The sequence below is a fragment of the Salicibibacter cibarius genome (genome assembly GCF_016495725.1).
GTDB classification, from domain to species: Bacteria; Bacillota; Bacilli; order Bacillales; family Marinococcaceae; genus Salicibibacter; species Salicibibacter cibarius.
Map to the genome: position 1 here is coordinate 344587 of NZ_CP054705.1, position 25060 is coordinate 369646.

Annotated in this window: 32 protein-coding genes, 1 tRNA gene and 2 pseudogenes; 16 read left to right on the top strand and 19 right to left on the bottom strand. The window is 42.0% G+C overall.

Features of this window, described 5'->3' with window-relative positions:
* Nucleotides 1–25: 25 nt before the first annotated feature.
* The 3 genes from HUG15_RS01810 (at nucleotide 26) to HUG15_RS01820 (ending at nucleotide 4028) form a co-directional block, all read left to right on the top strand.
* Nucleotides 26–703 carry a CAP domain-containing protein gene (locus HUG15_RS01810; protein ID WP_200126680.1) on the top strand — a complete coding sequence of 226 codons (678 nt, stop codon included), beginning with the start codon at nucleotides 26–28 and terminating at the stop codon, nucleotides 701–703.
* Nucleotides 704–912: 209 nt separating this feature from the next.
* Nucleotides 913–2628, top strand: a complete 1716-nt coding sequence (locus HUG15_RS01815; protein WP_211202322.1) for a gamma-glutamyltransferase — start codon at nucleotides 913–915, stop codon at nucleotides 2626–2628.
* A gap of 284 nt (nucleotides 2629–2912) precedes the next feature.
* Nucleotides 2913–4028, top strand: a complete 1116-nt coding sequence (locus HUG15_RS01820) for a DUF418 domain-containing protein (RefSeq protein ID WP_200126684.1) — start codon at nucleotides 2913–2915, stop codon at nucleotides 4026–4028.
* Between the two features lie 118 nt (nucleotides 4029–4146).
* Here the strand turns inward: HUG15_RS01820 and HUG15_RS01825 are convergent, their stop codons facing one another.
* The 10 genes from HUG15_RS01825 to HUG15_RS01865 all read right to left on the bottom strand — a co-directional run bounded on the left by HUG15_RS01825 (nucleotide 4147) and on the right by HUG15_RS01865 (nucleotide 10420).
* Complete coding sequence (locus HUG15_RS01825) at nucleotides 4147–4458, bottom strand: helix-turn-helix domain-containing protein (protein ID WP_200126686.1); 312 nt, start codon at nucleotides 4456–4458, stop codon at nucleotides 4147–4149.
* A gap of 2 nt (nucleotides 4459–4460) precedes the next feature.
* Nucleotides 4461–4835 (bottom strand): type II toxin-antitoxin system RelE/ParE family toxin, encoded by a 375-nt coding sequence (locus HUG15_RS01830; protein ID WP_200126688.1) that lies wholly within the window; start codon nucleotides 4833–4835, stop codon nucleotides 4461–4463.
* Between the two features lie 193 nt (nucleotides 4836–5028).
* Entirely contained in the window at nucleotides 5029–5601 is a 573-nt protein-coding gene (locus tag HUG15_RS01835) for a DapH/DapD/GlmU-related protein (protein WP_200126690.1), read from the bottom strand.
* Between the two features lie 45 nt (nucleotides 5602–5646).
* Nucleotides 5647–6192 carry an aldo/keto reductase gene (locus tag HUG15_RS01840; RefSeq protein ID WP_281393581.1) on the bottom strand — a complete coding sequence of 182 codons (546 nt, stop codon included), beginning with the start codon at nucleotides 6190–6192 and terminating at the stop codon, nucleotides 5647–5649.
* 17 nt (nucleotides 6193–6209) lie between these two features.
* The gene (locus HUG15_RS23280) at nucleotides 6210–6488 is read right to left on the bottom strand and encodes an aldo/keto reductase (protein ID WP_281393582.1); all 279 of its coding nucleotides are present in this window, start codon (nucleotides 6486–6488) and stop codon (nucleotides 6210–6212) included.
* Between the two features lie 5 nt (nucleotides 6489–6493).
* Complete coding sequence (locus tag HUG15_RS01845) at nucleotides 6494–7162, bottom strand: SDR family oxidoreductase (protein ID WP_200126692.1); 669 nt, start codon at nucleotides 7160–7162, stop codon at nucleotides 6494–6496.
* An 18-nt stretch (nucleotides 7163–7180) separates the two neighbouring features.
* Nucleotides 7181–7687: a hypothetical protein gene (locus HUG15_RS01850; protein ID WP_200126693.1), complete on the bottom strand. Its 507-nt coding sequence runs from the start codon at nucleotides 7685–7687 to the stop codon at nucleotides 7181–7183.
* A gap of 63 nt (nucleotides 7688–7750) precedes the next feature.
* A complete protein-coding gene (locus HUG15_RS01855; RefSeq protein WP_200126694.1) occupies nucleotides 7751–8473 on the bottom strand; it encodes a dihydrofolate reductase family protein in 723 nt (240 codons plus the stop codon).
* A gap of 64 nt (nucleotides 8474–8537) precedes the next feature.
* Nucleotides 8538–9284: an SDR family oxidoreductase gene (locus tag HUG15_RS01860; protein ID WP_200126695.1), complete on the bottom strand. Its 747-nt coding sequence runs from the start codon at nucleotides 9282–9284 to the stop codon at nucleotides 8538–8540.
* A gap of 113 nt (nucleotides 9285–9397) precedes the next feature.
* Nucleotides 9398–10420 (bottom strand): WD40/YVTN/BNR-like repeat-containing protein, encoded by a 1023-nt coding sequence (locus HUG15_RS01865; RefSeq protein ID WP_200126696.1) that lies wholly within the window; start codon nucleotides 10418–10420, stop codon nucleotides 9398–9400.
* Nucleotides 10421–10619: 199 nt separating this feature from the next.
* Here HUG15_RS01865 and HUG15_RS23285 point away from each other — a divergent pair, with 199 nt between their 5' ends.
* Nucleotides 10620–10751 carry a hypothetical protein gene (locus HUG15_RS23285; RefSeq protein ID WP_281393583.1) on the top strand — a complete coding sequence of 44 codons (132 nt, stop codon included), beginning with the start codon at nucleotides 10620–10622 and terminating at the stop codon, nucleotides 10749–10751.
* A gap of 72 nt (nucleotides 10752–10823) precedes the next feature.
* On the opposite strand, the gene HUG15_RS01870 is transcribed toward HUG15_RS23285, so the two are convergent.
* Both HUG15_RS01870 and HUG15_RS01875 read right to left on the bottom strand, forming a co-directional pair.
* A complete protein-coding gene (locus HUG15_RS01870) occupies nucleotides 10824–11558 on the bottom strand; it encodes an SDR family oxidoreductase (RefSeq protein ID WP_200126697.1) in 735 nt (244 codons plus the stop codon).
* A gap of 30 nt (nucleotides 11559–11588) precedes the next feature.
* The gene (locus HUG15_RS01875; RefSeq protein WP_200126698.1) at nucleotides 11589–11975 is read right to left on the bottom strand and encodes a DUF2255 family protein; all 387 of its coding nucleotides are present in this window, start codon (nucleotides 11973–11975) and stop codon (nucleotides 11589–11591) included.
* Nucleotides 11976–12164: 189 nt separating this feature from the next.
* Here HUG15_RS01875 and HUG15_RS01880 point away from each other — a divergent pair, with 189 nt between their 5' ends.
* On the top strand, nucleotides 12165–12899 hold the full coding sequence (locus HUG15_RS01880; RefSeq protein ID WP_200126700.1) for a LysR family transcriptional regulator: 735 nt from the start codon (nucleotides 12165–12167) through the stop codon (nucleotides 12897–12899).
* A 282-nt stretch (nucleotides 12900–13181) separates the two neighbouring features.
* On the opposite strand, the gene HUG15_RS23290 is transcribed toward HUG15_RS01880, so the two are convergent.
* On the bottom strand, nucleotides 13182–13316 hold the full coding sequence (locus HUG15_RS23290; protein WP_281393566.1) for a hypothetical protein: 135 nt from the start codon (nucleotides 13314–13316) through the stop codon (nucleotides 13182–13184).
* On the opposite strand from HUG15_RS23290, the pseudogene HUG15_RS23585 reads away from it, so the two are divergent.
* The 6 genes and pseudogenes from HUG15_RS23585 (at nucleotide 13297) to HUG15_RS01910 (ending at nucleotide 17457) form a co-directional block, all read left to right on the top strand.
* Nucleotides 13297–14684: pseudogene (locus HUG15_RS23585) on the top strand (IS4 family transposase). The gene HUG15_RS23290 and the pseudogene HUG15_RS23585 sit on opposite strands and share 20 nt — an antisense overlap.
* Nucleotides 14685–14743: 59 nt before the next feature.
* Nucleotides 14744–15160, top strand: a pseudogene (locus HUG15_RS01890) (DUF4351 domain-containing protein); the annotation flags it as partial.
* A 435-nt stretch (nucleotides 15161–15595) separates the two neighbouring features.
* Entirely contained in the window at nucleotides 15596–15928 is a 333-nt protein-coding gene (locus HUG15_RS01895; protein ID WP_200126704.1) for a hypothetical protein, read from the top strand.
* 90 nt (nucleotides 15929–16018) lie between these two features.
* Nucleotides 16019–16309 carry a group-specific protein gene (locus tag HUG15_RS01900; RefSeq protein WP_200126706.1) on the top strand — a complete coding sequence of 97 codons (291 nt, stop codon included), beginning with the start codon at nucleotides 16019–16021 and terminating at the stop codon, nucleotides 16307–16309.
* A gap of 85 nt (nucleotides 16310–16394) precedes the next feature.
* A complete protein-coding gene (locus HUG15_RS01905) occupies nucleotides 16395–16703 on the top strand; it encodes a hypothetical protein (protein ID WP_200126708.1) in 309 nt (102 codons plus the stop codon).
* A 115-nt stretch (nucleotides 16704–16818) separates the two neighbouring features.
* On the top strand, nucleotides 16819–17457 hold the full coding sequence (locus tag HUG15_RS01910; protein ID WP_200126710.1) for a site-specific integrase: 639 nt from the start codon (nucleotides 16819–16821) through the stop codon (nucleotides 17455–17457).
* A gap of 92 nt (nucleotides 17458–17549) precedes the next feature.
* On the opposite strand, the gene HUG15_RS01915 is transcribed toward HUG15_RS01910, so the two are convergent.
* A tRNA-OTHER gene (locus tag HUG15_RS01915) sits at nucleotides 17550–17653 on the bottom strand.
* 350 nt (nucleotides 17654–18003) lie between these two features.
* On the opposite strand from HUG15_RS01915, the gene HUG15_RS01920 reads away from it, so the two are divergent.
* From HUG15_RS01920 to arsC, 4 genes are read left to right on the top strand one after another with little or no spacing between them, the layout of a single operon-like run.
* The gene (locus tag HUG15_RS01920) at nucleotides 18004–18330 is read left to right on the top strand and encodes an ArsR/SmtB family transcription factor (protein ID WP_281393584.1); all 327 of its coding nucleotides are present in this window, start codon (nucleotides 18004–18006) and stop codon (nucleotides 18328–18330) included.
* A gap of 54 nt (nucleotides 18331–18384) precedes the next feature.
* Nucleotides 18385–18780, top strand: a complete 396-nt coding sequence (locus HUG15_RS01925; protein ID WP_142090470.1) for an ArsI/CadI family heavy metal resistance metalloenzyme — start codon at nucleotides 18385–18387, stop codon at nucleotides 18778–18780.
* Between the two features lie 50 nt (nucleotides 18781–18830).
* A complete protein-coding gene (locus tag HUG15_RS01930; RefSeq protein WP_142090471.1) occupies nucleotides 18831–20129 on the top strand; it encodes an arsenic transporter in 1299 nt (432 codons plus the stop codon).
* Between the two features lie 20 nt (nucleotides 20130–20149).
* Nucleotides 20150–20578 (top strand): arsenate reductase (thioredoxin), encoded by a 429-nt coding sequence (arsC, locus tag HUG15_RS01935; RefSeq protein WP_142090472.1) that lies wholly within the window; start codon nucleotides 20150–20152, stop codon nucleotides 20576–20578.
* 3 nt (nucleotides 20579–20581) lie between these two features.
* Here the strand turns inward: arsC and chrA are convergent, their stop codons facing one another.
* The 5 genes from chrA to HUG15_RS01960 all read right to left on the bottom strand — a co-directional run bounded on the left by chrA (nucleotide 20582) and on the right by HUG15_RS01960 (nucleotide 24348).
* A complete protein-coding gene (gene chrA, locus HUG15_RS01940; RefSeq protein ID WP_142090473.1) occupies nucleotides 20582–21757 on the bottom strand; it encodes a chromate efflux transporter in 1176 nt (391 codons plus the stop codon).
* A gap of 15 nt (nucleotides 21758–21772) precedes the next feature.
* The gene (locus tag HUG15_RS01945; RefSeq protein ID WP_142090474.1) at nucleotides 21773–22081 is read right to left on the bottom strand and encodes a PadR family transcriptional regulator; all 309 of its coding nucleotides are present in this window, start codon (nucleotides 22079–22081) and stop codon (nucleotides 21773–21775) included.
* A gap of 248 nt (nucleotides 22082–22329) precedes the next feature.
* Complete coding sequence (locus HUG15_RS01950) at nucleotides 22330–22989, bottom strand: DsbA family protein (protein WP_142090475.1); 660 nt, start codon at nucleotides 22987–22989, stop codon at nucleotides 22330–22332.
* A gap of 72 nt (nucleotides 22990–23061) precedes the next feature.
* Nucleotides 23062–23781 carry a cytochrome c biogenesis CcdA family protein gene (locus HUG15_RS01955; RefSeq protein WP_142090476.1) on the bottom strand — a complete coding sequence of 240 codons (720 nt, stop codon included), beginning with the start codon at nucleotides 23779–23781 and terminating at the stop codon, nucleotides 23062–23064.
* 45 nt (nucleotides 23782–23826) lie between these two features.
* On the bottom strand, nucleotides 23827–24348 hold the full coding sequence (locus tag HUG15_RS01960) for a TlpA family protein disulfide reductase (RefSeq protein WP_142090477.1): 522 nt from the start codon (nucleotides 24346–24348) through the stop codon (nucleotides 23827–23829).
* A gap of 268 nt (nucleotides 24349–24616) precedes the next feature.
* Here HUG15_RS01960 and HUG15_RS01965 point away from each other — a divergent pair, with 268 nt between their 5' ends.
* Nucleotides 24617–25060, top strand: coding sequence for a FixH family protein (locus HUG15_RS01965; protein ID WP_142090478.1), 444 nt, complete (start codon nucleotides 24617–24619; stop codon nucleotides 25058–25060).

The window sequence follows — 25060 nt, forward strand, 5'->3', positions numbered from 1 at the left end:
ATTTAAAAAGTAGGAGATGCTATAAATGAAGAAATCTTTAGTGGCATTATTTGTATTTCTACTCATGCCATCCGTGACGGTGGCGCAAGAAGAAAGCAGCAACGTAGACGACTGGGATGGATTTTTTGAAACGATTGAAACCATCTGGAATGATATCAGCCAAATGATTGAAGACCTCTTTGACATCGATCTCGATAACATTGAGATACAACCGCCGGGAGAACAAAACACGGAGGAAGAAGCCTCTGATGATGAGCCATCCGAACAAGATGAAGCATTGGATAGCGATCGAACGAGTGAGCAGGATATCGAAACAGGCAGCGAGTTCGAACAGGAAGTCGTGCGCCTGACGAATGAAGAAAGAGAAGCTCAAGGGTTAGAGCCATTAGAAGCCCACGAAGAACTCGCTGAGGTAGCGGCGGTAAAATCTGAAGATATGCGGGATAACAATTATTTTTCCCATGAAAGCCCAACGCATGGGTCCCCTTTTGAAATGATCAGTGATCACGGGATTGACTTTACAGTTGCCGGTGAAAATATTGCCGCGGGGCAACCATCCCCGGAACAAGTCGTTGAAGCCTGGATGGACTCTGAAGGGCATCGGGCTAATATCCTTAACGACGACTTTACACACATTGGCATTGGCCATGTTGAGGGTGGCAGTTATGGAGAATACTGGACGCAAATGTTCTTAACGGAATAAGCAGAAAATCATTGTATTTTTTGTGATTCAACTCTTGACCTGATAAACTACAACCTGTAGAATAAACTACATAATGTAGTTTTAAAAATAAAGAGAGCACGTATACCATCAAGTTTTTAATGATTTCGATATTCCCGTTTTCTTCTTATAAAAGCATTCAGGAGGATTTACGGGAGTATTGTTTTATCATCGCAAAAGGCGGTGTGTTAGTGATATTAAACATGATTTATTCGACATTCCATCGTCATACCGGCTTTGTTTTTTCCGTGATTGCAACCGTATCGTTTGTACTTAGTGGGTGTACCTCGGAGGAAGAGACGGACAATGAAACCGAACCTTCTGAAACGCAAGATCAAAATGTTACGCCACCGGATGATCAAAACGTTGACGATGAGATCGATAACGAGTCAGAAGACGATGAGCCTGACATACCGGCTGCATATGGAGTGAGCGCCGGGCATCCGGAGGCCGTCGACGCCGGCATGGAAGTTCTGGAAAACGGAGGGAATGCAGCAGATGCTGCGATTGCAGCTGCTTATGCGATATCCGTTGTGGAACCATTCGCCTCCGGCATCGGCGGCGGAGGTGTGGGGTTGATCCAGGAACAGGGACAGGAACCACAGGCCTACGATTACCGGGAGGTTGTCCCGGAGGAAGGAATACCAGCATCTGATATTGGTGTGCCGGGGTTTGTGGCCGGAATGATGGAATTACATAAAGGCCATGGGATGGCTGATTGGCAAGACCTCATGGACCCGTCTATTGACTTAGCTGAGAGTGCGGAGGTTTCAGAAACCCTCGCCCAACAGCTTCAATCCGCTCAAGATCGGCTGCCGACAGAACAGCTTGAGCATTTCTATCCCGGGGGTGTGCCATTAGAGGAGGGTGCCAATCTGGAACAGCCGGAATTGGCTGATACGTTGCGGGAGATCCGTGATCGTGGAGGGGAAGCCTTCTACGAGGAAGACATTGGAGAAGCATTGGCCGCCGAAATAGAGGGACTGAACATGAATTCTTTGTCAGACTACAACGTTGGGCAATATGATCCGGTTACCGGAGAATTTGCCGGGTATGAAGTGATCGGTGCTCCTCAGCCACTTCCCGGAACCAGTGTTATTCAGATGCTGCAAATCAGTGAAGAACGAGACATTTTAGAGGAAGAACGAAACAGCACTGCATTTATTCATGACATTGCCATGTCTTGGAGGCTTGCGCAACAGTTTATCGAAGCAGATTTCGGTGACCCTGATTTTGTGGATGATCTGGATGATAACATAAACGACCCTGAACGCAATGCTGTTTGGGCAGAAGAAATCTCCAGCGACAGTCTGCTGCCCATGGATGCTGAGCAGTCTTACGAAGACGCTGATCCTAACACCACTCATATTACCGTCGTTGATGACGATGGAACCGTTGTCTCCATGACGAACACACTTACAGATTTCTGGGGAGCCGGAGAATATACCGAAGGATTTTTCCTTAATAACCAGATGGCGAGGTTCAGCATCGGCGAGGGAGAGGAAAATGAACCGGAGCCCGGCCGGCGTTCCGTGACATGGTCTTCTCCGTTGATTGTCGCTGATGAAGAGGGGCCGGTGATGGGCATTGGAAGTCCCGGAGGTGAGCGAATTCCAATCATGCTTACGCAAGTGGTAGCTGATTGGGCCGGAGGTACGGATCTTGATGAAAGTGTGGAAGCCCAACGTTTTCATTTGGATGAAAATGAGCTCATCATGGAAGAAGCCCCAGACCCTGACCAACGGGATGCATTGCTTGACATCGGTTATAGTGAGATTCGTGAACCCCCTACACAGCTCTACTTCGGATCGATTCAGGCTTTGGCTATCGATCGGGAAACCGATGAGCTTTTAGGGGCAACTGATCAACGGCGTGAAGGGGACTGGCGCATGGAAACAACAGATTAATGCAGTATGGTTGAAATAAATGATTGCCTAGTTGTGACACCAAATAATCATGAAATGGCTGACATGAATCGCCCGAGCGGTTGTGTCCGCCAATGCTGATCTTTTTATGTCGGTCGGACATCGGTGGTAAAACCGAGGCGTGAGCGGTAAATTAAATCAATATGCACTAATCTCTTAGCATTCAGGGAACCCTAACTTAGACGTTGTTTAATCCCGACTTTTTCTTCTCGTATTTCACGCGGGCTTTCCTCCAACGTCATCATTTTTAAAAAGAGGAAGGTTCTATGGCATCGATAAATGGAAAAGATCAATATCAAAGAATCGCTATTTTAGATCAAATGAGGGGACTGGCTTTACTAGCCATTTTTTTGGCCAATGTGCCTGGGCTGGCGCAAGTAAATACGGATGGCCAGTCCTTCATAAATCAAGCCGTATATGATTTTTTATCCATCGTGCTGGACGATAGCGCAAGGCCATTGTTTGCGTTTATGTTCGGTATGAGCCTGCTTCTCATTTATACCAAATTACAAAATAAAGACGTGAATCCATATCCGACGTTATTGAGAAGACTTTTATTGTTGGCTTTTGCAGGGGCTATTCACGGCTATGCCATATGGGCAGGCGACATCCTACTTATGTATGCCATGGCGGGATTTGTGTTGTTGCTATTTATGAATTTGTCTGCAAAATGGTTACTTACAGCCGCCTTGCTTTTTTGGTTAGGATATACGGTAGGGATCGATGTTATGAATTATTACTCGCCCTATGATTTTTCCCTTAATGGGTGGTTGAAACATCTATTACTTGGTTCGGGGGAACCTCCAACAGGAGCAGAGTATTTAATTAATGAGTTCACTTCGATGGTGCGGCATTTAGGCTTTTTCCTTTTTGGGATGTATGCTTATCGTAAGGGGCTGCTCTCGTTCATAAAGGGGAAAAGAACGTTTATGTGGTTCCTGACTTTTGTTTTTATTGCCGTCGGGTTAGCGGGGAAGACAAGCCTTTATTACGGTTCTTACAGTCCTATGGACACTTTTTATCCCTTTGTTTTGACCATTGGCATGATCCTGTTCATTATTTTGTTGGGGACAAGCAGAACGATGATCTCAAAGGCTCTCCTGCCGTTTTCCGCTATCGGGAAAATGGCGTTCACTCATTATCTCCTGCAATCCCTTGTGTTCGTGAGTGTGTTTTATTTAAGTGGACGGACAATTTTTCCGGGAATCGGCATATGGACAGAACCAACTTATTTGTTTGCCCTCAGTATAGGTATCATTTTATTCGTGGCACAAATGATTTTTAGCCATTTTTGGTTAAAGAAATTTTATTATGGCCCGTTTGAATGGCTTTGGAGGATAGGGACATATAGAAGGGTCGTTTCGTTAAAAAGAAGAATTTAAGGAGAGACGAAAAAATCACATTCCGTTGCGAATGTGATTTTTTGGCTGTTTTTCATGATTAGCGATAAGGTATCCGATAACCTTAAAAAATGCAAGAGCTATCGGTGTATGATTTGGATTATGGATGCCGTATCCATTGATCTTCATCAATATCAATGTCAATGGTCACATGACCTCCGAGTTTCTGCACAAGGTTCTCTAATTTTCCGATGGTCATGTTTACTTCCCCATTTTCCAGTCGTGAGAGATAGGATTGCTTGACCCCTACACAATCCGCAAATTCTTGTTGGGTCATCTGGAGGCGGCTTCGCAATTCCACTAATTTGCAGCTTAGTTCAAATTCCCTTTTCCGTTCAGGATCATCCCAAACCTCTTGAAAAGCTGGATTTTTTTCTTTCAGTTGCTCCGCTAAACGATTAGCTGTACTCAATTTCATGATCCCTCCTTTGAGTTTCCAAATCTTTGTAGCCATTCTTTTCGATAATTTTCTGCCCTACGTATTTCCCTCCGATCTGTTTTGTTTTGCTTTTTCTGATACCCATGTGTTAATACAGCGACTCTGTTATACCATTGGAACCAAAATATTCGAAAGGTATCATTGCCATGCTTTGTCCGAATGTAAGCAATGGTTTCTGTAAGTTTTTCAGAAAAACCAGGTTTGTGGCGAGGGCCAAACCGTTCAAATCGTTCAATGTCCTCCAAGATTTTTGTGGCTTTTTTAGGTGGTAATTGATGAAGCCATTCAAGTAACGGACAGTCACCATCTTCGGTTTTGTATTCATGGGTTTTCCATTTTTCTATATTCATATCCGTCATTATAATATATATGTTATAAAAATAAAAGTGTTAATCGGTTGTCACAGAAGTTGGAAAAAAAACAAACCTTTTATTTACAATGTAATTAACGTATGAAGTTCATCGATTTTTTCCGAAGGATTTAAATCGCCTTTTTATATTCTTACATTGACAAAGCGGTTGATTCTCCTTACATCCACCTTCACTAATCATCAATTCGCTTCACAACTTTTGCCGGTAATCCTGCGACAACAGCATTTTCCGGGACATCTTTTGTGACAACGGCGCCTGCTGCTACAACAGCGTTGTCCCCAATCGTCACACCGGGTAGGATTGATGCGCCTGATCCGATCCAGACATTGTCGCCTATGGTGACCGGAGAGGCGTAAGTTGTATTTCTTGTTTCGAGAGGCAATCCATGCGTAAGGGTGGATATGGTGACATTCATGCCGATTAAGGCACCGTCTCCAATGTGAATGCCACCTCGATCTTGGAATGAACACCCTGTGTTAAAAAACACGTTTTTTCCCATCGTGATATTTTTACCAAAGTCTGTATAAAATGGTGGGAAACACATGAAAGAAGAATCAACTTCATTACCGGTCAGTTCGCTAAAAATCTCTACGATTTCTTCTTTTGAATGATAGGAAGTATTTAATTCCATCGTGATTCTCTGGGCTTCGAAGCTACATTGCGTGAGTAGTCCATGGAGTTCCTTATCCTCTCCGGGAATAGGATTTCCTTCTTTACAAAAATCAATAAATTCGTCCATATTCATTCTGGAATACACCTTCCATTATTTATTATTCAATACAGGCTCACTTCACCACAAGGCTAATGGCTCGCTAACCGTTGGTTCCGGATAAACAGAATCTATTTTCGCCAAGTCCTCTTCGGTAAGCTGAATATCTGCCGCTTTCACATTATTTATAACGTGTTCCGTATTACTGGACTGTGGAATAGCAATCGTTTGCCCATTACGAATACACCATGCCAATAAAATTTGAAAAACATCAGCATTGTGCTTTTTCGAAATATCTTGTAACACTTGTTGTTTCATAAAATCAAACCGATCTTTCCTGCCTACAGGGGCATAGGCCATTATCGGGATGCTATTTTCTTTCATCAGAGGAACTAAATCGTAATCAATGCCACGATCTCCTAAATTATAGCGGACTTGATTCGTGGCACAGTGATGACCATTGGGCAGCTTCAATAAGTTCGTCATATCATTCACATCAAAATTCGAAACGCCCCAGGCTTTGATTTTCCCTTGCATTTTCGCTTGTTCCAGAGCTTCTACCGTTTCTTCAATTGGTATGCCGCTTTTCCAATGAAGTAAATAAAGATCTAGATAATCTGTTTTCAACCGTTTTAAGGCGTTATCTAAACTGATGGGGATTTGTTTTTTGAAGCATTATTAGGAAGAACTTTTGACACAAGGTAAAGATTTTCCCGTTCATAAGGTTCAATGGCATGACCGACTAATGTTTCAGCATTCCCGCTCCCATACATTTCCGCTGTGTCAATGAGTTCAACGCCATGATCAAGACCTGCTCTTATCGCTTTTACTTCTTGATCAAACTTATCTGCTTCGTCTCCCATATTCAAAGTACCTAAGCCTATGGGAAAAATTTCTCTCTCGGCTATTTTTACTTTTTTCAATAGCTTCACTCCTCGTTCAATGAGTTTATAACCTTTACAATAGGTGTTTCTCCACCATTCATATCAAAGGCTTTGCCGATGGTTTGGTCATGCTCAAGTACAGCAACGATGGCTGAAGCAACATCTTCACGAGGAATTTCCTCATGCTCAAGGGCAGCTGCCACTTTTATCTTTCCGGTCCCAGGTTCGTCGTTCAGGTGTCCGGGACGGATGATCGTATAATCCAAACCGCTATTCTCTAACCAAACGTTTGCGTAATACTTGGCGGCACTAAGGTTCGGATAACTACCCATCCATTCAGGGCGATTGTTGTCATGCCATCTGTGAACACTATTTCCACTAACATTGACGAAACGTTTTGCTCCGGCTTGTTCGGCAGCTTTCATCGACTTAACGGCTCCGTCCAAATCAATGAGCATGAATTTATCGACACCTTCATGGCCGCGTGCACCGGCTGTAAATACGACTGTATCCACACCCTTCGCTGCATTGGTTATCGTCTCAATGCTTCCTTCCAGATCGGCGAGCGCTGTTTCAACGCCTTGTTCCGCAAATTTTGCTTGTTGCTCTTCCTTACGAACCATGACGATGGGGTTATGCTTATCCGACTCTTGTAGTTTTCTCACAAGATGTTGGCCTATTCGTCCGTTCGCTCCTATGATTAGTACGTTCATGCTCATAACCTCCATTTCTTATGACCAATACGAAAACAACGGACCGCTTTCTCCAAACAATGGATCAGTGTCCGGTAAAGGTACTTTTTTGATATTCTCCAGTTTTTCAGGTCGTTCGTCTGCATAGCCGTAGCAAAAATCATAACTCTGCCCGTTAGGGTACGCGCCAATGACTTCAAAATCGTCACTGGCTTCAAGGCGCTTGTGGCCAAATCCGGCAGGAAGAATGACTGTATCGTCTTGTTGAATATTTACTTCGGCCCCTTGTTCTCCTCCCAGTTGAAGCAGCGCCGATCCGCTGGATACGACGAGAACTTCGTGTGAGTTACTGTGATAGTGATGATAAGGCGCAACACTGCCACGCCAAGCACCAAGCCAGTTGTTTTGTGCAAAAACATCTTTTGGGTCGTCCTCGGAAGTCATGACGTTTTTATATAACAGCAACGGATATGAGGGATGGTTAGGGATAGAGCCGTCATCATCATATTTCAATGGCTCTATTGCAATATCTTTAGACGGTTTCATTATTTTTCCTCCCTTCGCCTTGAGATTGTCCCCTCTCCTTTTAATGGGAGAGGGGACTCAATTTTACTTCTTTTTCACAGAATAGCGTATCCATAATGTATCGTGTTCCAATTCTTGAACAGATTTAAGTTGAAAAGATGTTTCTTCAATGCTGGAATACGGGTCTTTGGCGACGAAGAAACGATGGCCATCAGGATCAGCATTTGCGATAGGAGCTAGGATAACGCTGACTTCATCAACGAGTCCGTTTTGAACGATAGACCAATTAAGGGTTCCACCTCCCCCAACCATCATTCGCTTGATATGGAAGAGGTTATAGAACTTATCCAGCATGACGTCATAGTCAATTTGTTCTTTGCCGGCAATGATATAGGATATCTTTTTCTTTCTGAGAAAATCTTTATAGGCGTTTGACACTCGCTCCGTTAAGGCAACGACAATGTGAGAAGGGACACCGCCATAGCCAAACGTATTCTCCTCAAAGGCTAATTCTCCTCGTGTATCCATGGCTAAATAATACATCGGAGCATCGGGATCCGCCACATAATCCCCTTCGGGGACGGGGGCTGCATTTTCATCTAACTCCGGTCGCTTATAATGGGTGATGTTGTCTTCGGTGGTCGTCTTACCGTTCAGATAGCCTTGTATCTCAAATTGTTGTTTTTCAGGGTCCAGTGAAAGCTCTTGATATTGTCGACTCGCTTCTTCAAATGCTTGCAAATCCATAATATCCAGATTGCCATCGATGGACGTATGTGTGTGGATAATCACATAAGGTTTGTTCATTTTTGCTCCTCGCTTCGTGTAATTTTGAATGAAAATGTGGCTCTTGAATCAGTCATCTCCCCTATTACCAAGGCTGCGTCGTTGGTCCAATCGTAAATTCATTAACATTGGTATCTTCCGGCTGATCGATGGCAAGTGCGACAACATTGGCAACACGGTCTGGTCCAATTTCATATTGATTATACATAGCATTCGCATCTTTCGCTGTTTGTTCATCCGAGATTGTTTCAAGTAATTCCGATTTGATTGCAGCTGGATAAATGGTCGCTGTGCGAATATTCGTTCCTTCTTGAGCAGACTCCATACGCAGAACTTCCATCAAATCGCGCACGGCCCATTTTGTTGCACCGTAAACAGCGCCACCAGGATAAGCTTTAAGCCCAGCTACCGAAGAAGTGGTAATGACATGTCCGGATTTTTGCTCGATAAACGTTGGCAATATCGCAGCTATTCCGTTTAGAACGCCTTTGATGTTAACATCAACCATGCTGTTCCACTCATCGGTTTTCAATGCTGATAATGGTGAGTTGGGCATAAGCCCGGCATTTAAGAAAATAACATCAACCTTGCCAAACGTATCTTTTGCTGCGTTGACAAGCGCATCATTGTCTTCTGGGTTCACAACATCCATGACCTTGTAGGTGGCTTCCCCACCTTCGTTTTTAATTTTCTCGGCCAGAGCTTTTAAATTTTCTTCACGACGAGCGCCCAATACGACTTTCGCGCCTTTTGATGCTAATAATTTTGCGGTAGCCTCGCCAATTCCTGAGGAAGCACCTGTGATAATGACGACTTTGTCCTCGATTGCCATAAAAGCATTTCTCCTTTATCTATTGATAGGTAAACTCTACACCTTTGAGTCGACTCAAAGGCAAGGCTGATGCTCTATTTATAAACTATTCGTTTGTGGCAGCACGGTGGACTTCAATTCCGAGAGGCTATTGTAAACCCGTGCGTTCTTTTTGTTTTCAAATGGTTCGGCCATTCCACCGGAACTTTATTCCATGTTTGCCCGGCATCATGCGACATATAAAAGCCAAGATTATTGACAGCGTAAAAAACACCCGATTCGGCTGGATGGGAGGCGAGCGCAAAGACTGCGGAACCCTCTGGGTCAGGAAGACCATCATAGACAGGCGTCCAAGGGCCAGCCTTTTCGAGGCGCACTAAAATCGTGCTTGCCCTCGATGGGTCATATGCTTCATAGGGACTTTTGGCAGCGGAAGCTACCATCATATCTGCATTTGCAGGATCCACGGCAATATCGACTACATAGTTATAGGGATCAAGTCCCTTATTAACCGTCTGCCATGTGGTTCCGGCATCAAAACTTTCCGCATAGCCACCACCCGCGGCTTCATATACCCGGCCCGGGACGTGCGGGTGGGTCGTTAATGCGTGGCAGTCATATTGGGAATTTGGTTTGCGATCCTCCCAATTCGCTCCTTTATCTTCACTTTTCATGACCCCGCCGAGTTCAATGCCGATAAAAATGCGATGCTCATCATGCATATCCGGTTCAATCCAACGTACGTGGTGGGTATGGGGGCGGGGCGGGAAACTCCAGGAAGATCGCGACGGTAAATCCAGCAATGCCGGACAATCGGTCCACGTTTGACCGCCGTCTTCGGAACGAAATAAACCGCTGGGTTCCGTGCCCGCCCATACAACACGATAGCCATGTTTGACTTCCGTCGGACTGACGGCGACACTCATCACCCGGTTATGTGAAATGCCCGGCCCGGCAGGCTCCCACGTTTCGCCACTGTCATCACTGATCCACAACCCATCGTTAAATGTTCCCCCATACAGTCGCCCCGGACGAGTCGGGTCTGTTGCCAGGCATAAAAATACATCCGGCGCTGATCTTTTCTTCATCGTCCATTTTCTGTCCACCTGTTTTATTTCATAAACAGAGCTTCCGGCTGAAAAATAGAGAACATCCACGCTGCTCACCGCCTTCATTTATTAAAAAGCTAGTTTGTGACTGTCTATACGATCTATACCCGGTTTGCTTAGTCCATCTAACCCTCCTTTTTTACTTGGAGATTATGCTATATCATAGAGTTAACTCTAGGTAAAGAAAATAGATTCCCAGCGTTCAAACAATTTAGTCCATTGGAAAGAATCTTAACAGGAGAGCTGAGTGATCAAAATAGATGAGCAACTGAACACACGCGTTCTGTCATTAATCAGCCAAAAACGCCTCGATATCAGCCAAATTTTGCAATATATCAGCCAAAACAAGCAGTTTATCAGCCATTTGAACGCATGGTGAAAGAATGTTCACCCTAAGCACTTCAAATCTGTTACACCCTAAAAGGAGCAGCAGACCAAGAGAACCACACACTTATACAGGCTGTGTAGTCGGATGGACAATCATATCACTTACTGCCATGCGGTCTGGTGTATCAATCGCGAATACGACAGCTGATGCAATATCTTCTGAAACTAATCCCCATTCTTTTTGTGATTCGTGAAGGGTTTCAGATACATTTTTGTCACTAATTGTTTTATATAGTTCGGTTGCAACGGCTCCCGGTGAGATAATGGTTGATTTAATATTATTTTCCCGTTGTTCTTGTCTTACACCTTCCATAATCGCGCGTACCGCAAACTTCGTTCCGCAATAGACGGCTGAATCAGGGTATACCACATGTCCTGCTACGGAATCCGTCGCGATAATATGTCCTGATTTTTGCTCGGCCATGATAGGTACGACAGCAGCAATACCGTTTAAAACACCCATAACATTGATATCTAGCATATTCTGCCATTCATCACGACGGGCTTCCACAATTGGAGCCGTTGGCATAATTCCTGCATTGTTATAAAGAACGTCAATTCTGCCATAGGTCTCCATCGCAAGCTCCACGACCTTGGTTACATCATCATAGTTCGTTACGTCTGCTGGTTGAATATGAATGTCTGCTTCCGGGTATTCCCCCTTGATTGCTTCGAGCCGATCTAATCGGCGTGCAGCAAGAATCAATTTAGCATCTTTTTCAGCAAGAAACTTAGACGTTGCTTCACCAATCCCGCTGGACGCACCCATAATAACGATCACTTTATCTTTAACTGCCATATAAAATTCCTCCTATTTTGTGTCAATCTATTATTCATTACGAGGTAAAATTTTCACGGTTGCACTTACAGGGCCTTTTTCTAACATAGGTGGGAGGTAGCGGCTGTTACTGTATTTTTCTTTATAAGCTTCGTCTATCTTTTCTGTTAATGCAGGATCATTGTCTATAGGTTGAAAAATAACATCGTATTCTTCACCGGCTAATTTGATCTTTCCCGCTTTTTGTTCAATAGCAGATTGATACCATCTTGAATTTCGACCGTTATAAGCTCGGACATATAGGTTGTTGTCTACAACGACTGACCAAATCCAAGTCGGTGTTCCAGGCGTTTTCCCATCGCTATAAAATGGGGATATATAGAAATCGTCAGATTTGGCAAAAGCCCCAATTTGTTCTTGAGTCCAGTTGGTTTGCATCGTTTTCACTCCCTTTTTGAAAGTAAATTTAATATTAATCCTTAGAGTCCACTTTAAGTCAAGAATAATGGTCAAAAAACCACTTTTGCAGTTACCTCGTGTTTCTTACCTTTGCACTAAAATCATAAAATGGTATGCTTCAAATATCAAATACCTTGGTATGTCTTTGATTTATAGGAAGGCCCCATTATGGAAATCCGATTGTTGCGATATTTTATTGCGGTAGCGAATCAACAGAGTATTTCGGCTGCAGCACAATATTTGCATTTATCACAGCCGTCGTTATCGAGACAATTAAGTGAATTTGAAAAAGAATTGGGTACCACTTTATTCATCAGGGGAAATCGAAAAATAACGTTAACGGATGAAGGTATGTTCTTGCTAAATAAAGCGAAAGAAATTGTTGAGTTAGTCGATAAAACGGAAGCTAATTTTAACCAATCAACAGAAATAATTAGCAGTGAAATCTACATCGGTAGCGGTGAAACCGAGGCGATGCGTTTTATTGCTGAAACGTTAAAAGCGTTAACGGAAGACTATCCAAACATTCGATTTCATTTATATAGTGGCAATGCGGATGATGTTATGGATAAGTTAGACAGTGGGCTATTAGATTTTGGCATTGTTATAGAACCGGCAGATAAACAAAAATATGATTATATGCAATTGCCGTGTACAGATGTTTGGGGTGTTTTAATGCGCAAGGATAGTCCTTTGGCTGGGAAGCCATTTGTTCAGCCAATGGATCTAATAGATAAACCGCTGATAACGTCACGTCAAACGGCTGTTAGTAATGAATTGACAGGATGGTTTGGACAGAATGTTGAGGATTTAACGATTACCGGAACATACAACTTACTTTACAATGCTGCACTCATGGTCGAAGAAAATATTGGATATGCATTTACATGCAGTATGGCGTGAAGGAATATTGGATTATAAATCCTCTTTTGAACAAAAAAGTTAGCGCAGCATTCCCCTTTAAAATTTTCGATTTAGTGGGGGTTAGGCGCTAAGGTCTTGGTCTTTTTATTTTTAAAAATATTTTGGGTAAGTATAGAATTAGACTTCGTGTAAAGGTAAGGTATAATAAAATCAAACAAATGTTTCTGTTATAAATAGATAACCTTGGAAGGAGGGTTTGATGATGAAGATAGCCAAAACATTGTCGCATAAGATTACGAACTCAACTTTCGGAGCTAAAAATCACAGGTAAACCCTTGTGAAATCAGGATTTTCAGCAGATTTTTTATCCGAAAAAAGCAAAAAACACCCTGTTCTTTGGTAAAATAAAGGTACAACCACCAAAACCAAAGAAAGGATGTTTTCTGTGGCTTCCATGGTACCAGATTCCTATCAAAATGACCAACAACAATCTCGGGTGATGCGCTTTTTCAAACAGGCCAAAGTTGGTACGTTTTTGCATCAATCCAATATTCATAAAGAAAAAGGGTTAACTGCGCTCGTGCTTGTGCAATTTATCTTTTCTCTCGTTCTTCAAGGGAAAAATCTTTACCGGACGCTTGAATCTGACCGTCTCCCTGATGCACCGGAAAAGGATGCGGTGTACGATTTGATGAAACGCTCAACGTACAACTGGCGGAAATTTCTCGTCTTGGTTAGCGCTCATCTCATTGAGACCTACCTCCGACCGTTAACCAATCGCGATGGTGTGTTAATCGTCGATGACTCGAGCTATGACCGTAATCGAAGTAAAGCCGTCGAACTTCTCGCGCGTGTTAAAGATCATACCACAGGCGCCTACTTTAAAGGCTTTCGGATGCTCACGCTCGGCTGGTCAGATGGCACAACATTTCTGCCTCTGGCCTTTTCACTACTCAGTTCGAGAAATGTAAAAAACCGTTTCCAGGAGGTAAATCCGAACATCGACAAACGAACGGTGGGTTATCGCCGCCGACAAGAAGCGCTACAAAAAGGAACGGAAACGTTGTTCACTTTGCTGGATGACATCAACCCTGTGAAGCTTGGCGCTAAAACACTCCTTTTCGATAGTTGGTTTGCATACCCTTCAATCATCAAACGAGTGGTCACCGAGTATCCCCTGGATGTTGTGTGTATGATCAAGCGATCCCCAAGATTCACTATACCTACGAAGGGGAATCCTATACGTTGAACCAGCTTTACCAAAACGTGCGCAAGAAACGAGGCCGGGCAAAAATCCTTGCTTCCATTCTTGTTGGTCTAGGTTCGGATGAAAATGGGCAAGAGATTCAAGCTCGCATCATTTTTGTTCGTGATCGTAACCGTTCGAAACAGTGGTTAGCCATTCTCACGACGAACCTGGATCATACCGAAGAAGATGCTGTCCGCATTTATGGCAAGCGTTGGGCCATTGAATGTTTTTTCAAAGTGACCAAGTCTCATTTGCGATTGGCTAAGGAATTCCAATGCCGCAGTTATGATGCGCTAACTGCGCACACATCAATCGTTTTCCTCCGCTACATGATGCTCGCTGTGAGCTCGCGGGAGGAAGAAGATCCTCGCACGATTGGTCAGCTGTTTTTCATGTGTTGTGATGAGATAGAGGATCTTCGATTTTCTGAAGCACTCTTGATGATCCTTGACGTGTTAGGGTCGATGCTCGCGGAAGAACACTTGCTCACGGACGAGCAAATTCAGCCGTTTTTGGATCGCTTGCTTGATAACTTGCCGGAATTTTTGCGAAAACCGTTACTTTCTCGAGGGTGAATTAGTCTTAAATCCCTTTATATCAGTGGTTTACGAGTGTTAGTCATGTCCGAAAGTTGAGTTATGATGAAAAAAATAAAGAAGAACCCAATTCATTTAAAATGAGTTTTCCCTTTTTGGATGTATTGCAATTTAACTATTTGACGGTTGAGTTAAGTAAATTGGACTGGCGGGAATACATTCGGAAAGATAACCCTGTGGCAGGTGCATTAATGAGTAAAATGGGGTACACTAAGGATGAAAAGATCGAGGTTAAAAAAGAATTTTTACGGATGCTTGTTCGGCTCGAACTTGACCCAGCAAGGAATCATCTGCTAACCACATTTTTTGAAACGTATTTGGAGCTTTCAGAGCGTGAAGAGCATATACTGGCAGACGAAGTCAATCAACTTGATCCCAATGAGGAGGCGAGAGTTATGGAATTAATGACTTCTTATGAACGAAGAGGGATGGAAAAAGGGAAACAAGATTCTATTTTAGCTTTTTTGGACGTAAGGTTTGGCCCGACGACGGATTCAGTACAAGAACAGGTGCGTTCGATTGAAGATGTAGAATTGTTAGATGAAGTATCACGCAAAGTATTTTCAGCAAAATCTTATGAAGATGCGCAAAAGATTATTAATGAAACAGTAAAAATTCAAAATGAATGATTTGCTTATGATTTCATTCTTTAATGGTAGTACGGATGAATTGTTTGTGGATTATACACCGATACACCAACACGCTATAAGTGTTGGTGTTTTTATATGGGTTTCACTCTATGTAAATAAGTGGGAAACATGCTACGGAATTTATTCATCATTCACGTGAACGGGGAAATATTGCATATTGCCTTTATTAAAAAAGGGGACAAAAAAGGAGGAAGTTAAAATGAAAATGGCGAACAACCTGGTGGTCAAGGGACGTTGGAAATGAACGAAATGTATTCCGTTAGGAAAGTACGTACGACTTTGACTGTTCAAACGTCGGGTGAACCGGATACATTGGAAACAGGCGATGGATTACTTGTGTGCGGTCGTTATGTCATTAACTTTATTGAAGAACCTGTGCAACATGTTTCTGTCCATGAATTACGAGCGTGCCAATTCACCTCCGGCGATCACATCATTTACGATTATATCGGTGATGTTAGACGGCAGTTAATAGCCGAAAAAGGGCTGTATTTAAGCGCTGATGAACTTCGAAACATGTCCGCCATAGCTTTTCTGATCCATCTTACCATAAATCAAAAAGAGATTATATGAATGCAAATGACTACTCAAGATGGGTTGATGTTAGGTTTTTAAACTAACAAAAAATTAACGAATTGGAAAATGAAAAGAGAGGTCATTACAATGATTAATACGCCTTTTGTAAATATTCAAATTGATGATGAAGCATTGGAACAGCAAATCCTCAAACAAATCGAAGAACAGATGCAGGAAATCGGGCATGACAAGATTTTTTACAGCCTAGATGATTTGATGGAAGTCACGTCCTTTTCAAAAGGGCACATTATGAATACCTTTTTCGATGACCCACGGTTTAAACAAATCAGGCGAAAAATCGGTCGAAAATGGGTGTTTCCCGTTGCAGAAACGAACGAGTTCCTAAAGCAATGGATTCAGGAACAGCCGCACGAATAAAGAATTGAATTATAGGAGAACAGTTTGCTATGCTCTTAGTGTATGTAGCTGTTCTCCTTAAATTTTTAAGGGGGTGAGGGAAAATATGGCAATTGAAAAGATTAAAGAAAACGGAATTGTCGTAGCGTATCGTTCCAATGTCTACTATAAAGGCAGGCGCTACATTGGGGCAAGAAGACACTCAAAGAAAGAAGCTGATTTAGATGAAGCGGAGCAAAAGAGGGATTTGCTCACAGGCAACCATCTTGAAGAGTCTCGAAAAACATTAAAAGATGGCTTCGATGATTACATGACGTTGGTTGCGCCGAAACGTTTAGGATCAATCGCTCTACAAGGTGCAGAGTCCTACTTTAAAAATCATATTGAACCAGTGTTCGGTTTCGAGAGATGGTAAGCATCAAATCCATTGAAATTCAAAAATTTTTTGTGCAAAAAGAAAAAGAGTTGGCTAATTCCACCATCATCAAGATGTATACGCTGATGAATCAAATCTATAAAATGATGCTTCAATGGAATTGAAAGCGAACCCGTTGGATGGCGTTCAAAAGCCACAACCTGACTACAAAGAAAAAAGTACGTGGACAAAAGAAGAATGCCACAGGTTTTTATCTGTTGCGGAGGAATATCATAGCTATATAGCTTTCTGGCTTGCACTACAGTTCGGCTTGCGCTTCTCGGAAGTTCTTGGTTTACAATGGGGAAGCATCGACTTTAACACTAATACCTTACATGTTTATGAAGCCTATCATGAAAAGGAAAAAGAACTAGGTCGACTAAAAACGGCATCCTCTCGACGAGACATCCCGATTTCTGATCGACAAGCAGAATATTTAAAGCAATATAAAGAGAAACAAACGCCGAAATCTGATGTTGTTGTTGCAAACTTAAAAGGCGGTTATATGATGAAACGAAACGTACGACGAGCGATGCAACGCATTTGTGAACGTGCTGAAGTCAAACAGATCACGTTTCATGAATTGAGGCATACGCACGCTACTTTAATGCTAGAAATGAACGAACACGTAAAAATCGTTCAGCAACGTTTAGGGCACGTTAAAGCTGAAACGACTATGGACATTTATTCGCATGTCCGCCCACAGGTGCATCAAGATTCTGCGGAACGTTTCTCAAACTTTTTTAATGCGTAGAAAAGGTAAGGGTGAGCGGCTCATGTCGTCACTGTCTCGTCACTGCAATTCATAATGCAAACATGAGGAAAAGCTGAAAACCTTGATATGACTGGAGCTTCCTGCCGGACTCGAACCGGCGACCTCATCCTTACCATTGATGGGAAAGGGTTAAAAATCGTTTTTGATCATTTTACCGTATCACCATAATAGAAGCCCCAACCCTTGATATAAAGAGATAATTTTGGACCTCTTATAATGAACAAAGATCGTATTGTGCCAAAAAATGATCCAGTTTCGAATGTTTTGGTGCCAAATTTGTGCCGCTATTGTTTTATGTAATTAAGTTCTTTACTTGGAAAAAAATGTTGTTTGCTGTGAAATAAAATTCTATACTGAAACTGGTTGTTACCCTTAAGCAAACGGTATTATTGAATAAGGATTTCTCGCTAATGTACACAATTGCTGAAGAAGAAAGAAAGAATAAATCAAATTAACTTGATATATTATCGGTGTTTGTGCTATCGTTAACTGGATCAATAATATTTGATTAAGGTGGTGGATGATTTGGATGCAGTATCACCCGATGAACTTTCCATTAATACTTTAGAGAAGTATGAACATACGTTTAAAGCTTTAGCAGATAAAAAACGATTGCATTTACTTCATCTGTTGAGTAGAAGAGGAAAAACTTGTGTCTGTGACCTGACAGAAGAGTTAGATATGAGTCAATCGAAGCTTTCATACCATCTGAAAATACTGATGGATGCTAACCTTTTGGTTAGGGAAACCAAAGGTACATGGAGTTATTATGAGATTAACGAAGTGGAAATGGATCGGGTGCTCTCGGATGAATTATGTTGTGTGTTTAAACCTGGATTCAATAAGTGTTAGTAACTTTTTGAATCCAATAAATCAAAAAAAATTGATGATATAGGAGATGTATTCATGACCAACGTGCATATTGGGTTAAACGTAAGAGATCTAGAGGAAAGTAAAACCTTTTATGAAAAAATGCTCGGCGTTACGCCTGCAAAGGAAAAACATGATTATATTAAGTTCCTAACGGCTGATCCAAATTTGAATTTAACTTTAACACCAACAGAACAAGTGGAAGGAAATCATATTAACCATTTAGGCGTACAATTGGAGAGCAAAGATGAAGTGACCAAACATAAAGAACGGCTTGAAAAGGTCGGTTTCTTTGCCCGGGAAGAAATGGATACTACATGTTGCTACGCTCTGCAAGATAAGTTTTGGGTAACCGATCCTGATGGGAATGAATGGGAATATTTTTATACTAAGGATGATGTAGAAGAAAATAATGCTTGTTGTGCAGGTTAATATTCGATGGTGAAAACCATACTCGTTAATCGTAAGGGAGAACGCATACGTTGATTTCAGTCATTTTAGCATCTGCGATATTTATCATTACGCTCGTTTTAGTCATTTGGCAACCTAAGAACCTTGATATTGGTTGGTCTGCATGCGGCGGTGCCATCATTGCATTACTTCTCGGTGTTGTTTCCTTTGGCGATGTCATTGAAGTCACAGGTATTGTTTGGAATGCGACCTTAACGTTTGTTGCCGTTATTATCATTTCGTTAATTTTGGATGAGATTGGTTTTTTCGAATGGTCAGCACTCCATATGACGCGTGCGGCCAAAGGAAATGCCGTGCTCATGTTTGTCTATGTCTGTATTTTAGGTTCCATCGTCGCTGCATTTTTCGCCAATGACGGTGCAGCTTTAATTCTAACGCCTATCGTTTTAGCCATGGTTCGCTCTTTGAATTTTAACGAAACGATGGTGTTTCCATTTATTATTGCGAGTGGATTTATTGCTGATTCCACCTCACTCCCGTTGATTGTGAGTAACTTAGTCAACATTGTTTCGGCGGATTTCTTTGGGATAGGATTTATTGAATATGCAACACGGATGATTGTTCCAAATTTCTTTTCATTAGTGGCCAGTATCCTTGTTTTGTATCTCTATTTTAGAAAAAGCATTCCAAAACGATATGATTATGAAAAACTACAAAAGCCTGTGACAGCCATTAAAGATGAAAAAATGTTCCGGATCTCGTGGTTTGTTTTATCAGTATTATTAATTGGTTATCTCGTTAGTGAGTTCCTACATATTCCTGTATCCATTGTTGCGGGAATGATTGCCCTTATCTTTTTGGGGATTGCCAGCAAGAGCCCTGCTGTCGCTACACGCTCCGTTCTCAAAGGTGCACCATGGAACATTGTCTTTTTCTCGGTTGGGATGTATGTCGTTGTGTTTGGTCTGCAAAATGTCGGCTTAACGGATGTTCTAGCTTCAGGACTTGAATATGTTGCGGAGCAAGGTGTTTTTGCGGCAACCATGGGCATGGGCTTTTTAGCAGCGGTTCTGTCTTCGATCATGAACAATATGCCTACGGTCATGATCAATGCAATAGCGATTGATACAACCGCAGCAACGGGATTGATGAAAGAAGCAATGGTTTATGCAAATGTGGTCGGTTCTGACTTGGGGCCAAAAATTACGCCGATTGGTTCATTAGCAACGTTATTGTGGCTACACGTCCTTACGCAAAAGGGAGTGAAAATTTCCTGGTGGACGTACTTTAAGACAGGCATTGTTATTACATTACCCGTCTTATTTATCACCTTACTTGGACTTTATCTCTGGTTAATGCTGATTAGCTAAGGAAAAGGAGAAAACCCTTCATGTCTAAAAAAACGATCTATTTTATTTGCACGGGAAACGCATGCCGTAGCCAAATGGCGGAAGGATGGGCCAAACATTATTTAGGTAAGGAATGGAACGTGTATAGTGCAGGTGTCGAAGCGCACGGTTTAAACACAAATGCAATAAAAGCCATGCGTGAAGTAAGCATCGATATTTCTAATCAAACATCAGAAGTGATTGATACGGACTTATGGAACGACGTTGATATGATTGTGACCCTTTGCGGAGATGCGGCGGATCGTTGTCCGATGCCACCGTCGCATATTCGCCGTGAACATTGGGGGTTTGATGATCCGGCGAAAGCTGAAGGATCAGATGAAGAGAAGTGGGCTGAATTCCAACGCGTACGTGATGAAATCGGCCACCGCATTCAAGAATTTGCGAAACAAGGACTACCTAATAGATAGCCCTCAAAGTAAGCCGATGAGCGAACCTCCTATGGCTCCGGAAAGAACAATGATCCAAGGCGGGAGTTTCCAATAAGCGAGCATAAAGAACAACAGTGCAGCTAAAGCAAAGTCCATAGGGGTGAGAATGGCACTTGTCCATATGGGTTGGTAAAATGCTGAGATGAGTATTCCTATAACGGCTGCATTAATTCCCATAAATGCACCTTTAATCTTACTGTTTTCTCTCAATGAATACCAAAATGGCAACGTTCCTAATATAAGGAGAAATGCTGGTAGGAAGATCGCAACTGTTGCCATTAGTCCACCTGCCCAGCCACCAATATCAGCTCCGATATAGGAAGCAAACGTAAAAAGGGGTCCCGGAACAGCTTGGGCTGCACCATAACCGGCTAGAAATGACTCTTCACTGATTAATCCGGTAGGAACAAATTCTCGTTCTAAAAGAGGAAGGACCACATGTCCGCCCCCGAACACTAAGGATCCTGCACGATAAAAGCTATCGAATATGCTAATCCAAGTGATTGAACTAAAATGACTTAAAATCGGGAGGGCTGCCAATAGTCCGAAAAATAATGTTAAGCAAATCCCCCCAAACCTTTTTGAAATCGGAAATTTCATGGATAGTTTTTCTTCGTTTTGGTTGTTTCTAAATATAAAGTAACCTAGGAGCCCTGCAACAAGAATGACACCGATTTGAGAAAGAAAGTGAGGGATCATCAATGTCGCGATTAAAGCAAATAACGCAATGGTCTTTCTTGTTAAATCCGGTGTTAAGTTTCGAGCCATACCGAGGATTGCATGAGCAACGACAGCAACGGCTACAATTTTCAATCCTTGAATAAAACCAGCGTCTGCTACCCCGAACTCTTGGGCGATAAATGCGAATAGAATTAGAGCAATGACGGATGGCAATGTAAATCCGAGAAAAGAAATAAAGCCACCAAAAATTCCACCTCTCATTATCCCAATACCTATCCCGACTTGACTGCTGGCGGGTCCGGGTAAAAACTGACTTAAAGCGACCAAGTCAGCATAACTTTTTTCATCCATCCATTTCCTTCTGCGCACATATTCTTCATGAAAATAACCCAGGTGAGCAATAGGACCGCCAAATGAAGTAAGCCCAAGTCTTGTGGAAACAACTAAAATCTCTAAAAGTTGTTTGAAGTAATTCATTACTACGCCTCTTTTCTAATCTTTGATTTCCTTAAAAAGTTCATAAGCCTTATTCCTGGCTTCAACTAATATTTTTTCCCCTTGCTCTGTGATGGAGTAGTATTTTCGAATCTTGCCGTCAACATTTCGATTCTCTTTCGTTAACAATCCATCGGATTCCATCGTGTGTAGAATGGGATAGAGTGTTCCGGCGCTAATATCGTATCCGTGTTCTTTTAACTCCTCGACCATCCATACACCATAAATGGGATGCTCTTTTGCATGATGTAGAATATGGATTTGAATAAAACCAAGGAATAGCTTTCGTAGAATTTTCTTTTCCAAATTCAGACCTCCTAAACTATATAAAAAACCGATATCTATATACGATATCGGAATTATATAATGAAGGAGTTATGATTTCAAGACTCTCACATGGATATTTACATAATCTTAATGTTCATTTAACAAGGAGGTTTTAAGTCAATAAGTACATGTAAATCACTCAACAAAAGAGCACCTATTCTATCCGATTAAAAAGAAAAAAGGCACGCTTCATCGTTGTATCCACACGTGCCTGCTATTTTCTCTGTTTACGCTTCTTCCTCAATCAGCTCAACAATCCGTTCGTAATCAAAAGGGTCTTCGAGCATGATACCGTTTATTATGATTGTTGGAGTTAAGGAGACCTCATACTCTTCAACCAGTTCTTGATCCATCATCACGTTTTCACTGAATGCAGCATTTTGAATATCTTCTTCAAGCTGTTCTTCATCAATGGTGCCATCCGAACCAGAAGCAATCTCCACCAGTTTATCAATGGTCACCCATGCATCATCATGAGATTGAGCCTCAGGCTGTTCTTGAAAAACATCTTTATGAAAAGACCAGAAAGCTCCAGGGGATTGTTCCCAAACGGCTTCACTGGCTAGCGCAGCCAGCAAGGATTCCTCGCCATGGAAGAGCGTATTAATATAGGCAAACTGGACTTGCCCCGATTCTATATAGTCTTCTTCAAGTTGGGGAAATACGGTTTCATCCCAATCTTTACAAGCCGGGCATTTATAATCTCCAAACTCAATAACCGTAACCGGAGCGTCCGAATCACCGAGCGTTGGTTGCTCTTCAACGGAAGGCATATCAACATCCGCCTCTTCATTTTGATTTAGCAAGAAAAATGAAAGGACAACCACACCCAAAACTGCAATACTTGTAATGAGCACCAACCTTTTTACTTTTGCATTTGTATTCAATCGTCTACCTCATTTCGTATCTAAGAGTGTATATTTTAATAGTCATTAACCCCTAACTACAGACACAATCATCTAAATCATCCAGGAAGGGACAAACTGCCCTAAATACATGGATATGGTTTGAAAATAGCCTGTAAAAAGAAGAATGCCTAAGACAATCATAATGATTCCACTGATTTTCTGAACGGCTGGCAAAAAACGATGAATAGAACTGAGCTTCTGAAAGGATTTTGCATAAAGGAGCGAAACTCCCATAAATGGAACCCCTAACCCCATAGAATAAACAAAAAGCATGCTTGATCCGGCAAGCATTGATCCGGATGTTCCTGCGAGCGTTAAGATGGATCCCAGGACGATCCCAATACAAGGCATCCATCCAGCCGCAAATACAAGACCAAAACCAACGGAACCCGTGAAACTCGTGCTCTTTTTCGGGGTTTTCGCTACTTTTTTTTCGGAAAGTAAAGCACGAATCGTGATAATGCCGGACATTTGCAACCCAAACAGGATAATGATAATACCACCAAGTTGCATAATGGCTTCGCTGTACTGTCTAAACAATGAGCCGAGCAGGGTGGAAGATAAGCCAAGCAATAGGAAAATGATCGTAAAACCAATGATAAATCCTATACTCCGGGAAAAAATCAGCTTACGATCCGCGTCAATGGCCTCCGACGATATGTTGCCCCCGGTAAGTTGGGCTAAATAAGCGGGTAAAAGCGGGAAAACACAAGGCGAGAAAAAAGATATTAATCCTGCTATAAAAGCGATCCCAAGTGATACATCATCCATTATCAAAACCTCCAACCTATGTAAAATTCTCGTCATATTCCTTTGTTATAGAAAAGGTTCAAGCCTCTCTTCAATCATGTCTTCAGTCACTTCCCCTACAACCGTATCGACAATAATGCCCTCTTCGTTAATGAAATACGTCGTCGGAAGACCTTCAATCTGATATGCATCAGCCACTTCTCCCTCCATGTCAAAGAGGATGGGCATTGTGACTGGATGATCATTTAAGAATTCCATCGCCTCATCCGTGGTCCGTTCAAAGGACGTCATATTGACGGCGAGCACTTTAACACCGTCGTCACTATATTCTTGATGTACTTGATCGAGTAAAGGGAATTCCCGAATACAAGGTTCACACCAAGAAGCCCAAAGATTCATAATCACAAATGTTCCCTGTAGATCGCTTAAGGTCATGTCCTCTCCGTTAGCTTGCGGTAACTCAATATCCGGTGCTTCTTCACCTTGATTGGCACCAACTGGTGGAGAAGAAATCGTATTATAGATGACACTACCGATGACCAAGACAGCAATCAGAAGGGCTCCAATACTGATGACTTTCCGAATCATTCGTTGTTACCTCCAAAGGCTATTTTTAGTTAAATCTCTCTAGCCATGTGAAATAAAATTTCTCTTAAAGTCTAGCAAATTTCAATAAATAGTTGCATATTCATTTGAATATAATATTGACAGTTTAGTAACCATTCCATAAACTTGTTAAAGAAATGGAGAGCCACAGTTACGAGCTCTTAATAACTCTTCGCAATTAGCCACTTCAACCGCCCTTTTTTCGCTAAAATATCAATCTTTATGCATTCATTTACTTGGAGGTATCCATATGCCGAAGCGTTATCTACCCATTGTAGTGTCATTTCTGTTGCTCGCGGCTTGTAATTCGACTGAAGAAGAAAACCCGGAAGAGGTTTCTACAGAACCCATTGAAGTAGAAATTTTAATTGATCAAGAAGTCGAACCCAATGAACAAATCGAGATTCAAACTAAAGTGACTCATGAAGGAGAACCCGTTGACGATGCCAATGACGTTCAAATTGAAATTCGGGATGAAGATCAAAATGAAAATAGTGACGTGACTGATGAAGATCATGAAGGGGATGAGATGTATAACGAAAATAGCGATATGATTGAAGCCGACCACGAGGGAGATGGTATATATAGCATTTCATACGATTTTGACCAAGAGGGTACATATGAGATCCAATCCCATGTAACAGCTCGAGGCATGCATAATATGCCTACGGAATCGATTGTTGTGACGGAATAA

Bases quoted from the DNA above. Each gene is read 5' to 3' on its own strand.
- HUG15_RS01900 (WP_200126706.1), top strand. From the start codon at position 16,019: ATGATTAATACGCCTTTTGTAAATATTCAAATTGATGATGAAGCATTG.
- HUG15_RS23290 (WP_281393566.1), bottom strand. From the start codon at position 13,316: ATGGAAGCCACAGAAAACATCCTTTCTTTGGTTTTGGTGGTTGTACCT.
- HUG15_RS01880 (WP_200126700.1), top strand. From the start codon at position 12,165: ATGGAAATCCGATTGTTGCGATATTTTATTGCGGTAGCGAATCAACAG.
- HUG15_RS01870 (WP_200126697.1), bottom strand. From the start codon at position 11,558: ATGGCAGTTAAAGATAAAGTGATCGTTATTATGGGTGCGTCCAGCGGG.
- HUG15_RS01965 (WP_142090478.1), top strand. From the start codon at position 24,617: ATGCCGAAGCGTTATCTACCCATTGTAGTGTCATTTCTGTTGCTCGCG.
- HUG15_RS01845 (WP_200126692.1), bottom strand. From the start codon at position 7,162: ATGAACGTACTAATCATAGGAGCGAACGGACGAATAGGCCAACATCTT.
- HUG15_RS01955 (WP_142090476.1), bottom strand. From the start codon at position 23,781: ATGGATGATGTATCACTTGGGATCGCTTTTATAGCAGGATTAATATCT.
- HUG15_RS01820 (WP_200126684.1), top strand. From the start codon at position 2,913: ATGGCATCGATAAATGGAAAAGATCAATATCAAAGAATCGCTATTTTA.
- arsC (WP_142090472.1), top strand. From the start codon at position 20,150: ATGTCTAAAAAAACGATCTATTTTATTTGCACGGGAAACGCATGCCGT.
- HUG15_RS01910 (WP_200126710.1), top strand. From the start codon at position 16,819: ATGGAATTGAAAGCGAACCCGTTGGATGGCGTTCAAAAGCCACAACCT.
- HUG15_RS01895 (WP_200126704.1), top strand. From the start codon at position 15,596: ATGAACGAAATGTATTCCGTTAGGAAAGTACGTACGACTTTGACTGTT.
- HUG15_RS01810 (WP_200126680.1), top strand. From the start codon at position 26: ATGAAGAAATCTTTAGTGGCATTATTTGTATTTCTACTCATGCCATCC.
- HUG15_RS01830 (WP_200126688.1), bottom strand. From the start codon at position 4,835: ATGAATATAGAAAAATGGAAAACCCATGAATACAAAACCGAAGATGGT.
- HUG15_RS01925 (WP_142090470.1), top strand. From the start codon at position 18,385: ATGACCAACGTGCATATTGGGTTAAACGTAAGAGATCTAGAGGAAAGT.
- HUG15_RS01905 (WP_200126708.1), top strand. From the start codon at position 16,395: ATGGCAATTGAAAAGATTAAAGAAAACGGAATTGTCGTAGCGTATCGT.
- HUG15_RS01835 (WP_200126690.1), bottom strand. From the start codon at position 5,601: ATGAATATGGACGAATTTATTGATTTTTGTAAAGAAGGAAATCCTATT.
- HUG15_RS01850 (WP_200126693.1), bottom strand. From the start codon at position 7,687: ATGAAACCGTCTAAAGATATTGCAATAGAGCCATTGAAATATGATGAT.
- HUG15_RS01855 (WP_200126694.1), bottom strand. From the start codon at position 8,473: ATGAACAAACCTTATGTGATTATCCACACACATACGTCCATCGATGGC.
- chrA (WP_142090473.1), bottom strand. From the start codon at position 21,757: ATGAATTACTTCAAACAACTTTTAGAGATTTTAGTTGTTTCCACAAGA.
- HUG15_RS01875 (WP_200126698.1), bottom strand. From the start codon at position 11,975: ATGCAAACCAACTGGACTCAAGAACAAATTGGGGCTTTTGCCAAATCT.
- HUG15_RS01960 (WP_142090477.1), bottom strand. From the start codon at position 24,348: ATGATTCGGAAAGTCATCAGTATTGGAGCCCTTCTGATTGCTGTCTTG.
- HUG15_RS01860 (WP_200126695.1), bottom strand. From the start codon at position 9,284: ATGGCAATCGAGGACAAAGTCGTCATTATCACAGGTGCTTCCTCAGGA.